This window comes from Microcoleus sp. Pol12B5 (assembly GCF_036701335.1).
GTDB lineage: Bacteria > Cyanobacteriota > Cyanobacteriia > Cyanobacteriales > Microcoleaceae > Microcoleus.
On record NZ_JAUBQQ010000111.1, the window covers coordinates 1 to 10,081 of the forward strand.

11 protein-coding genes are annotated in these 10,081 nt (G+C 45.7%); 4 read left to right on the top strand and 7 right to left on the bottom strand.

Features of this window, described 5'->3' with window-relative positions:
* Positions 1–313, top strand: a 313-nt coding sequence (locus tag QUA24_RS25960; RefSeq protein WP_333233203.1) for a hypothetical protein, incomplete at its 5' end; no start/stop codon positions are given.
* Positions 314–469: 156 nt separating this feature from the next.
* Here the strand turns inward: QUA24_RS25960 and QUA24_RS25965 are convergent.
* Together QUA24_RS25965 and QUA24_RS25970 are read right to left on the bottom strand one after the other, a co-directional pair.
* The gene (locus QUA24_RS25965; RefSeq protein ID WP_333233204.1) at positions 470–1,267 is read right to left on the bottom strand and encodes a hypothetical protein; all 798 of its coding nucleotides are present in this window, start codon (positions 1,265–1,267) and stop codon (positions 470–472) included.
* Between the two features lie 264 nt (positions 1,268–1,531).
* Positions 1,532–1,789 (bottom strand): hypothetical protein, encoded by a 258-nt coding sequence (locus QUA24_RS25970; protein WP_333233206.1) that lies wholly within the window; start codon positions 1,787–1,789, stop codon positions 1,532–1,534.
* 246 nt (positions 1,790–2,035) lie between these two features.
* On the opposite strand from QUA24_RS25970, the gene QUA24_RS25975 reads away from it, so the two are divergent.
* From QUA24_RS25975 to QUA24_RS25985, 3 genes are all read left to right on the top strand, one after another.
* On the top strand, positions 2,036–2,626 hold the full coding sequence (locus QUA24_RS25975; RefSeq protein WP_333233208.1) for a hypothetical protein: 591 nt from the start codon (positions 2,036–2,038) through the stop codon (positions 2,624–2,626).
* Positions 2,627–2,683: 57 nt separating this feature from the next.
* On the top strand, positions 2,684–3,262 hold the full coding sequence (locus QUA24_RS25980; RefSeq protein WP_333233210.1) for a hypothetical protein: 579 nt from the start codon (positions 2,684–2,686) through the stop codon (positions 3,260–3,262).
* A gap of 178 nt (positions 3,263–3,440) precedes the next feature.
* Positions 3,441–4,160, top strand: coding sequence for a hypothetical protein (locus QUA24_RS25985; RefSeq protein ID WP_333233212.1), 720 nt, complete (start codon positions 3,441–3,443; stop codon positions 4,158–4,160).
* On the opposite strand, the gene QUA24_RS25990 is transcribed toward QUA24_RS25985, so the two are convergent.
* From QUA24_RS25990 to QUA24_RS26010, 5 genes are all read right to left on the bottom strand, one after another.
* On the bottom strand, positions 4,115–4,687 hold the full coding sequence (locus QUA24_RS25990; protein ID WP_333233214.1) for a hypothetical protein: 573 nt from the start codon (positions 4,685–4,687) through the stop codon (positions 4,115–4,117). The two genes, QUA24_RS25985 and QUA24_RS25990, sit on opposite strands and share 46 nt — an antisense overlap.
* Before the next feature lie 6 nt (positions 4,688–4,693).
* Positions 4,694–5,515 carry a C39 family peptidase gene (locus tag QUA24_RS25995; RefSeq protein ID WP_333233216.1) on the bottom strand — a complete coding sequence of 274 codons (822 nt, stop codon included), beginning with the start codon at positions 5,513–5,515 and terminating at the stop codon, positions 4,694–4,696.
* Positions 5,516–5,561: 46 nt separating this feature from the next.
* Positions 5,562–5,900: a hypothetical protein gene (locus QUA24_RS26000; RefSeq protein ID WP_333233217.1), complete on the bottom strand. Its 339-nt coding sequence runs from the start codon at positions 5,898–5,900 to the stop codon at positions 5,562–5,564.
* Positions 5,901–6,045: 145 nt separating this feature from the next.
* The gene (locus QUA24_RS26005) at positions 6,046–9,843 is read right to left on the bottom strand and encodes a hypothetical protein (protein WP_333233219.1); all 3,798 of its coding nucleotides are present in this window, start codon (positions 9,841–9,843) and stop codon (positions 6,046–6,048) included.
* Positions 9,844–9,865: 22 nt separating this feature from the next.
* A complete protein-coding gene (locus tag QUA24_RS26010) occupies positions 9,866–10,036 on the bottom strand; it encodes a hypothetical protein (protein ID WP_333233220.1) in 171 nt (56 codons plus the stop codon).
* Positions 10,037–10,081: the final 45 nt, after the last annotated feature.

Here is a 10,081-nt window from a genome sequence, read left to right on the forward strand (position 1 = left end):
AACACTACAAACCGGAATCAAGAAGCGACTGTCGCAAGAAGCTAAACTATTTGGAACAGTCGGCAAAAGTAAGGCAGCTAAGCAACTTGAGAAAGCAGGCAATCAAATTAACGTTGAAGAGTCGTCTCAAATCTCCACTATTGCAGCCAAAGCTTTGCAAGCGTTCGGCGAAGAAGTTAAGCTTTCAGGGGCGATCAGCAATTTATTAAATGACGCAGCCCAAAAGCTAGCGTCTGGAAACCTACCAAAAAAAGAGGAAGACAAACTTTATGACGAAATCCTTGCCAGACTACGAAAAACTTACCTTTTCTGAGAAAGATAGAGTTTTAAATGATTTCAAAGCATATCTCACTGAGTTAGATGCGCTCAAAGTTAAAAAGCAAAATAACAACTTACAAGTTTAATTACACACTAAAACACCCTGCTAGTCGTCGCATTTGGCAGGGTGTTTTAGTTCTCGACTATTCCGTTACTTTAACGCCCTGATCGGCACACCAAGCATTTTACTCAGCGCTGGCAGTGCGTCGGCATCCTTGCCCGCCAGATAGTTCGGTAACTTAGTCGGCCTGTAAGCTTCCCGAAACCATTTCCTGAACTTGGGTAGCAGTTCCTCCGGGTAAGCATTAGCATCTACGGATTTAGCCCAGCCGGGGTACTGATGCGGGTAGCTGATTGCTACGTCGTTGGGATTGATTCGCTCAGCCCGCAGGTAGTTTGCCCAGCACTTGCCGATCGATATATCTGGAATTGCATTGTCAGGTAGCACGTAGCCAGCGGACTCTAGATCGCCGACTAGGGTTATCGTTTCTTGGAATATTGAGAAGTAGCCAGCGGGGACTTTGTTCTGAGCCAGGAACAGCATTAGACGCTGATACCAGTAGGGCGCTTGGCTTGAAATTGGGTTCCAGTTAAGTTGCTGCTGTATCCAAGTGCGGATACCAACGGCGCTCATGGCATCATAAAATTGCTCAGCTTGTTCTGTGGTGCGCTTTGCCTTGTATGCGTAGTATTTGAGGACGATCGCAAGCGCAATGTCAGGAATGCCAGTCTCGGAGAACCCCGCAGGTTCAAACCCAGAATCTGTAAGCGATTGAGCCAATTTAGACGGATTTATCCCCGCAGCCGTTTTCAATGAATCACCAAGGGTTTTGTCGTTTATATCAGCAATTCGCGCCGCCCCTCGGATCGACACAAATGCTTTGCCGTCAGCGCCAATTCGGAACTCGTTGCGAATTTCGTCTGGAATGCGTACAATATTGTTTGTCATGTTACTTGTGAAGAAAGTAATGTGCTTTACAAACCGATCGAGGTAATGGGCGATCGGTTTGTTGTATCTACCTATTTTATCTTAATTGTGTACAATTATTCAAGGTTTAAACACTTAAATATAGTCAATATTTGCTAACAATTTGTGACGACAAACGCCTCATCCAGTAAGTTTGTTATAAACGAGTCAGAGGAACTTAAAACATGAAGCGACTACGGGAATTCCCGTAGTCGCTTCATGTTGAGTGCTGTCATATCTTTGAGCTTAATTGTGTTTTTGAGTAACTAAATCCTGTATTAACGTCTTCACCTTGTCGATCGCATCCAAGTCCGCCTGCGAAAACTCTACAGTCGAAAAATCATTAACCAGCTTCTCCTTGTGATCTGCCGCTAGTGCTTTAATTAGTCTCTGCACGGTCTTACCGGGCGATTCGGTCGGTATCGCTTGACGCTTGATCCACTCATAGAGAGATGTGTTTACCCGAAACGCAATAAGATGCGAATCAGTTTCTGATTGAGTCATAGTAGTGAGCTCTCTTTGCCGTTCTCGCCTATGTTAACACAATTTGCTAACATTGACGTAAAGTTGTTGCGCGAATTCCGGCAATAGCCCCCAAAACCTTACGCAGTAAAGCCTTGTAGACCAATCTACAAATTGTTTACAAAATCTGTTGACAAACCAGAGATAACCGTGTAACGTAGTAAACATAAGGCAAGCGGAACCGACACAAGCCGCAGCTCCTAATCACTTCACGGAAAAGTCAAAACAATGAAAAAGTTCTTTCCCACCTTGATAGCAGTCAAACGCATCATCTCTTCAGTTTCCGCCACAGCTTTTGACCGCACCGATTTAGAAACAGCCGCCCGCACCAGTCTTGAACTGGGTGGCTTCATCCAACCTTTGATCGTCCGCCGGACTGGTACAGAGTTAGAGTTAACTTACGAAGTCATCTCAGGACATTTTCAATACCACGCCGCCTGCATCGCCCGCGACATCGACTATCTGGCTGGTGAAACCGTCGCAGCTTACATCTTGGAACCAGAAACAGAAGCGGCTATCATCCAGCAGCTCGCAATCATTCCCGGCAACACTCCGGTAGAGTCCATTCCTGAGCCGATCGCCCCAGAGGTTGTGACACTCAATCCAGTCATTGAAACACCTACTTCGCCCACACCAATCACTCAGGAAATTGAGACTAAGCTCGCTGGTAAAAAAGCCACTTCCGCCCCGTATCTTTCTCTTAGCTTCCACAAAATGACCATTAAGCAGTTGAAAGAATGCGCCAAAAAGAACGGCGTCAAATTGCAGGGCGATAAGCGCAAAAAGGAAACCTACATTAATGCCCTCATTGCCGCCTAAATTCACACACCCATCTGATTTCCACCAATTCACTTCACTACAACACAGGAAAAAATCATGCAATTACTAGCCGCCAAATTCAACCAAATCGCTTCAGCCATTGACGCCACTAACACCCAAATCGCAGCCCTACAAGCCAAACTTTCGGAACTGCAAGAACATCAGCAGCAGTTGCTATCAGTCGAACAGGCTTGCCAGTCCGCACTCGCTCAAGTCGGAACCGCATTGTCAATGCTCAATCATGTAGATCCCGCCGAAATTGACACATTCAAGGCGGCAGTCGAGGTCCAGTTTGGGACAGACGCGATCGCCTTTCTAGAATCCGCCGCACCAGCGGAAACAGTCGAATCGGAATCGACAGCACCGACAGCGCCGGAAACCACCACGCCAGACATTGAACCAGCAATTGATGTCGAAGTCACGACCACCCCAGGCGTACCCGTCACTGACAAGCCGATTGAGCCAACGCCCACACCGTCGGCAAAAATTGAATCATTGCTCGGCAAGATGTCCCTTGTTGACATCCGCAAGCTTGCTAAAAACAAAAAGGTAGACGCACGGGGAAACCTGCTCACCATCGCAACAAGGCTAAAAGCAATCGTCACAGAGTCCGACATTTGGGACGCTACCACATAGCCCGATAGCGACCAGAACTGAATAAAAAAGACGATAGAAACAGGGTGCAGCGTTTCTATCGTCTTCCGTGTTTTGACAATGAGTAATTACATTATAGGCTTTACATGAAACCAATTGTCAACGCAAAAAATAAGAGTTAAAATAGGGTATATTTGCCAGCGCGACAGGATAAACTCTGATGCAATCTACTCAAGCTAAAGTAAAAACTGATTGGTGCTATAGCTGCGTTGATCGGGTCGGCGTCCGAAGATTTAGACAGTTAACCAAAAACGGAGTCTGTCGGGATTGCGACAAACAAGATCGACAAGTAGATCCTCAACACGTTTATCAGGTAAAAGATGAGATAAAACCGAGGCTCCAACAACCTGCCAGATTAAAAAGAAAAGCCGAAGTTCAGCAAAGGCAAGAGTTACTGAGGATCGAACGATTAAAAAGACAATCCGAAATTCAGGAAAAAAAGGAATTTTTAAAAGCTGAATTAATAAAAGAAGAAGACCAATTGATCTCGATGTTTAACCAGCTTCAGGCGGAATCGATCGGAAGAGAATGGCGACAACTTGCAGCGCAACGACTGGGCTGGAATTTCCTCAAGTTACGGCGTGTTATCTGGCGCGTAAAAAAGTACAATAATTTAGAACCAACTCCCCTAAAAGAACAGGTACTAAAACTTATAACAGGCGAATACCAAACTCTAAAGCAAATTTCTAGAAATCTTCAAAAGTTCACTACACAGTGGATCTATGAAATTTTAGAAAGGTTGGCGAGCGAAGGGTGTATCGAGAAAAAGTCCACTCAGAAAACAGTTGGCAAAAAGAAAACCTACGAAATGCTGTACCGACTGCCGCAAACCGATCAAGCGATCACATCCAAATCCTTGGTCACAAACCGAACGGAATAAGGCTGCGTGTAGTAGCGAACGATCGGCGCTGGCGCTTCTATTGCCTGCCCCGTGCCGCCCGGTACGGGGCAAAGCAATTGACCGTTTGATACAACTCCCGACGCCGACTGCAAATAAAGAACGCCACGCTTGCGAGTGACTCCTGTGCTGTAGTCTTTGATTGGATCAAACCCCACAGCGTCATCAACCCAAATTGTCTGCACTTGCCCAACGATCGCCCGTTGCCGTAGCGCAATCTCCCACAAGAGAAACCGAATCTCAGCCCGTTGGTCTTGAATTTCCAAATCAAATCCTTGGGTGCGGACAACCGATGTCTCGTACCAGACGGAGCTGAAAGCGTCTGTAATTTTGCCCCACTCTTCGTTAATTGGCTTATATTGCTGCGACTGCACCCGCAGAGTAAGATTGCCCGCAGCATCAAATATTGACGACAAAAGTTGACCTTGTGGGTTGCGATGTTCAAGTTGTGGCTGGTACTTGGTGCGGAGGTCGATCGGGGTTTCAAACGTGATTGATCGTGGGTACATTTGAACCTACCTGTATTTACCTTCTATCAGAATTTTTGCAGTGTTGGCGTTGATCGTCCCCACTCCTACCTGAAAAGCAAAAGCCAAATTTTCAAAAGCTTTCTGAGTAATCGGCCCCCAGCTTCCGTCCGATTTCCCTGCCTTAAACTGTGGAAATCGTAGCAGGCAAATTTGGATCTGTTTAACCAATCCCACATCTTTTTTGACATCTGCCAGCGATAAAGTCAGCTTGCGCTCGTAAATATCTTGCAGTCGCAATCCTCCTAGTTCACCCGGCTTCCATACCCGTTTGTCGTCAGATTTGCCGTCAAAAAAGTGAATCCAGAGCTGTCCTTCAGCGTCCGGCCCGCACAATTCAGACATCATTCCGTAGGAATACTCTAAATATTCACCTGAAACACTTGTATCATAACCTCCCCGATACCATTCGCCCCACGGATCATGCACGATCCAACAATCTTTTTCATCATCATACCCATTGATTACTATGATGTGACCAGACCCAGTAAACCACCCGTGAACTATGCAGATTTTTCCTTTATCTAACCACTCCTTAACTTGTTCCCAAGTAGCGTAAGCGTTGAAGCGCGGGCGGTAACCGTGTCTTTGTGCCAGTATTTCTAAGTCTCCGGGAGAATGACGGGACAAACCGTTATCCAAACAGTAGCGAGTCAAATAATCTTCAAGTTGTTCTCCAGTTTTTCGCAGCAGAGGTTCCCCTTCTTTTCCCATCCCCATAGCGATCGAGGTAGTATTACACGTCCCTGGTGGATGTTCTTTATTGTCTCTTTGAGATAAGTAAGGGGTTTTTACGACTACTTTTGTCATTGATTTCACCACCATTAAACGTTGTTATTAGTTTCATTATAGCTTTTTAGCTGTTTTCAATTGGTGGTATTATCTCTGGATTTTCTACTGGTTCAGAAATTTCTGGCGGCGCTGTAATTTGCTCGTATCTTTTTTGCCCGATTCGAGATTGGATTACTATCATCGCCGCCTCCAGTTCCGGGTCATCTTTGCAATCAAAAACTAAAACTTCAGGATTCCATGCTTCGGAAATCTTTTCGTCACTTAAATAGATGGAAGTCATAAAATACGCTTCCATGCGTATCTTGCGGACATCTTCTTCGGCCTCTAAAAGATTGAGAATCTGAAATCTTTCGGCAACGTCTCTACGGATTGTTCCGTTTGGGTTTGATATGTTGATTGGCATTTTAGACTCCCGTTAAAAATTGGTTTTAATAGTATGTTATCACTTCTTTTACATTCTCTTAGGCAGTTAAAAGATTGATCTGTAAACGTTTTTTGAGATGAATAGTTGATATATTTATCGGAATCAGTAATAATTATTGGCATATTTATGAGCTATAAGTAATCATGGCAACAAATGGACGACTAACTACATTAGATGAATTAGTAGGAGGAACATAGACGACAACTTGAGTAGAAGTAGTATAAACATAATATTCATTCTGAGCAGATGCAAGTGTCATTCCAGGAGACATTAATCTATTCGCAACATCCGTAACTATACAAGTGACACCTCTAATAGTACCAGTTATTCCGTGTGTGGCAGCAGCATCAGTTCCAGCGGTTCCAGTAGTTCCAGATACTTGTTTTACCTTGATAGCTATATTGTCTCCTAATGATGTAAAACCACCAATATACTGATTGCCTGCAACAGCTTGCCCTCCATCAACTATATGCGCTCCAGTCGTAGTAGAAGTGGATTGAGTAGTATTAGTGGTTCTTACAAGTCCACCTCCAAAAGAGTGACTAGCAACTCCTTCTGTTATATAGCTTATATTAGTATTGTTAAATCCAATATAACCAATGCGGGTAGCACCATCTCCTTTGAAAAATTCAATAAATCCCGCAGATGTACTAGAACCAGGTTGGAGTTGAATATATCCTGTACCATTACTAACTTTTAAACCATTGGAAAAAGTTTTAGCACCCCCAATTGTCTGAGTAGTTGATGTAAGGCCTCCATTAGCAGCAGGTAAACTGCCTGTAACGTCAGTAGTTAAATCTATCTGAGCTAGCAATATATTGGTTCCATTACTTCTTAGGACTCTATTAGCAGTTTGTGTTCCTACTAAAGCATTGATGGCAGCTTGTTGTGTTGTCGCTCCTGTACCGCCATTACCTAATCCTAGTGTTCCTGTAACTCCACTGCTTAAAGGTAGTCCAGTAGCGTTAGTTAAAATTCCAGCAGAAGGAGTTCCCAAATTAGGAGTAGTAAAAGTTGGTGATAGTAATGGAGCCTTGAGGGCTAAAGAATTAGTAATAGTAGTAGCAAAATTTGGGTCATTTCCTAACGCCGTCGCCAACTCTCCTAATGTGTCTAAAACCGCAGGTGAAGAATTCACCAAACTAGCAATTGCCGTACTTACAGAAGCAGGGGTGGCAAAAGTGGAATTTGGTATCACTCCCGGCATTCCAGCCGTCGCACCAGTACCGAGCAAACTATTAGCTGGCAACGTACCGGGAAAACCTGCTACAACGCCCCAACTCGTACCGCCCAAGCTAAATAAAATCAAGCTTTGATGCTGCACCGCCAGAGACAAGGTTGTTGCACTGTTAATAGTGTCGCTACCGGCCCTAGAAATAGTGACAAGATTTGCAGAACTATCAGATTTACGAATTTGAACTGCCCAACCGCTACCGACAGTTGCAGCAGAGGGTAAGGTTACTGTAATTGCAGTGGATGTAGTGTTTACATCAATGAGTTGGCGCTGGTTGCTAATTGTTAGCGTTGTATTTGCAGAAACCGCCAAATATCCAAAAACCGTGATTGAGTCTGTGCCTCCAACAGCGTGAGTGCTTGCGTGTGCGGTAGGAGTACGGGCGTTGGAGTAAGCGGTGTCAGCAGCATCCCGAACCGTTCCCGATGTTGTCCCAATTCCTCGAAAGGCTGCAGCACCAAGTCCGAGTGAATCTGTACCCCCAAGATGAGAACTTGCGTGAGCTGTTGGGTTCCGCGCATCGGAGTAAGCTGTATTGGCAGCATCTCGGATTTGTCCGGTTGATGTCCCGATCTCTCGTAATGCTGCCGCGCCCAATCCTAGTGTATCTCTGGCCTCACTTTGAGTGGCGTCATCAAGAAGTGTCCTGATAAAAGCACCCAATTGTACAATTGCGGCGCTACCACCAGCAGTCCTTTCAATTAATCCGGCAGTTGACAGCAATTCAATCGACTGGATGATTTCTGAGACATTGGATTCAAACAGAGATTTGCGATAAGCGGGTATGCAGCCGTCGGCGGTAGTCTGTCGAATTCGAGTGCATTGTGTGCCAGATAAGAATGAATATGCGATCGCCACTTGGTATGTACCCATTGGCAAACTTCCACCAATAGCACTGCCCACAGCAGTTGGCGGGTCGAACAAGCAAAAATCAGAAAATGGCGGCGCATCTGTCGCCAAAACAACCGTGGTATTAGTCAAACTTGCAATAGTAAAGGTTTGGGTTGTCCCGATAACTACAGGCTGCGGGGAATTTAAGCGGTAAATTGTTGAACCTTGTTTGACATAAATCCGAACCTGTGGCGGATTGAAGTGCGCTTGAGTGTTTCCGCCAATTTCAGCAATACTTGATCGAACTTGTCCGAATGCGCCACTGACCGGGTAAGTAGCGGTAATCGAAATCCCCCCAGTGGAACCCAACACAATATTGTTGCTCCATGTCCCCGCAACTGACTCACCAGTGCCAAAGTCAAATAATGCCAACAATGCTTCACCCGATGACAACCGTTGGACTCCGGCAACACCCCGTACTACCGCCCGCCCATCTTGAGTAACTGCCAACTGTTGATTTAGAGTATTGGGCGAGATTTCTAAGATCGTTTGTTTGGGCTGAAGTGCTGACTCATGCCCGCGCACCACAAACAAACCAGGTAACACGTTCAATGTTCCGTCGCCGGGAACAACTCTACCGAAATCGGCGATCGGCGCGACAAAACCTCCGGCGCTTGTCTCAAAGATCGAAGCTAGCGGAACTCTAACGCCACCTTGGGGTAACAAGATTGGTACGATCGAAATAACGCTACCCTGTACCAGTGGCGGGTAAATTTCAGACGCTCGGAACCGAGGGAAGATTTTAAAGACCGCTTTCTGGCTTCCTGGTAGGGTTTTAGAGATTGCCAAAAACCCAGTTTCTGCATTTGTCTGAGTTAAATCAACCCCAATGCCCTCCATGTCCGCACCGTCTAGCAACCCTGATTCTTCGTCAAGAATTCCGGTTGCCGGATTGTAAAAACCCAAAAATCGGACAACAATCCGCCGATCGAACAAGGTAGTTGCAGGGAACCCATCAACTTGAATATTTAAACCAAACCGAGAGCCGACAGCAATATCATCCCCGGTGTCTGAGCCGAAAAACACTGTCAACCCCTTGGCGTTTGCTGCTACTGAATCTGTGTTGTCGGCAGCCGCATAGTTCGTGCCAAACAATAGATTTTGTGCAAGAAATTCTTCATCAACAGCAACCAATGGGCGACAAGCACCTGTATCCCCAGAGACATCTCCCCCGATCGGGAACAACCCGAAATTGGGATTGCCAAACCGAACCCAATATTCACCAGGCGATCGCTCAATCACTTTGTCGCCATCAACGGCATGGCGAAAATAGGGAGAATTCGGATCGGTAATTAGCCACGGATAGTAGATGTAGTAAGACGCACCGCTGGCAACTCCACCATTGACCAACCGCACCATACCCGGAACTAAACTTGCGCCCGTGGGCAATCCAGTAGGTAAGCTAACGGCAGCGGGTGGAATAACCAATTGCTCATCGCGACTGAAGATGATTGGCGCTGCTGTGGCGAAAGCGTCGGAATCCGCTTGAAAAAGTCGCCAGAATCCGACAACCCAAGCATCGTCTAACGTTGTAGTGAGGGATGCAACAATAAAGCAATATTTGTAACCGGTAGCAACGTCCCGGTTAGCTTCGGGAAAGCTGACCAAAATACGACCCCCAACGGGAGCGGTAGCAGTAACGGCGGGCGATGGCAAACTTACACCAGCCTCGTTTAGTAGATACAGCCAAAACGTGCGAGTTTGCGAAACCGAAAAGGCTCCGCCTGTCGATAATACTGTTACATTGCTATTTTCAAAAGTCGGACTATATCGCCCACTGCCGTATTCTGCGGTCATAAAAGTTTAAATAATTTGAGATTTACAAACCGCGACCTGTGCTGGAATCGGTTGCTGACGATGAAAGTCGAACAAAAAACTCGTCTCCATTTCTCGATCGCACTCGAACACCTTCTTGGTTTTTAGTAATTGTTTTCAGCGAAGCAGTGAGAGCTTGCGCCAAATCTTTAGCGACTCGGCTTGTGTTTTGCATTTGGCTTTAGCTTTTTATTTAAGTATACTCGCTGACTTAATCATT

Coding starts and splice junctions, on each gene's coding strand:
- QUA24_RS25965 (WP_333233204.1), bottom strand. CDS start 1,267: ATGACAAACAATATTGTACGCATTCCAGACGAAATTCGCAACGAGTTC.
- QUA24_RS26005 (WP_333233219.1), bottom strand. CDS start 9,843: ATGACCGCAGAATACGGCAGTGGGCGATATAGTCCGACTTTTGAAAAT.
- QUA24_RS25980 (WP_333233210.1), top strand. CDS start 2,684: ATGCAATTACTAGCCGCCAAATTCAACCAAATCGCTTCAGCCATTGAC.
- QUA24_RS25990 (WP_333233214.1), bottom strand. CDS start 4,687: ATGTACCCACGATCAATCACGTTTGAAACCCCGATCGACCTCCGCACC.
- QUA24_RS25975 (WP_333233208.1), top strand. CDS start 2,036: ATGAAAAAGTTCTTTCCCACCTTGATAGCAGTCAAACGCATCATCTCT.
- QUA24_RS25970 (WP_333233206.1), bottom strand. CDS start 1,789: ATGACTCAATCAGAAACTGATTCGCATCTTATTGCGTTTCGGGTAAAC.
- QUA24_RS25985 (WP_333233212.1), top strand. CDS start 3,441: ATGCAATCTACTCAAGCTAAAGTAAAAACTGATTGGTGCTATAGCTGC.
- QUA24_RS26000 (WP_333233217.1), bottom strand. CDS start 5,900: ATGCCAATCAACATATCAAACCCAAACGGAACAATCCGTAGAGACGTT.
- QUA24_RS25995 (WP_333233216.1), bottom strand. CDS start 5,515: ATGACAAAAGTAGTCGTAAAAACCCCTTACTTATCTCAAAGAGACAAT.
- QUA24_RS26010 (WP_333233220.1), bottom strand. CDS start 10,036: ATGCAAAACACAAGCCGAGTCGCTAAAGATTTGGCGCAAGCTCTCACT.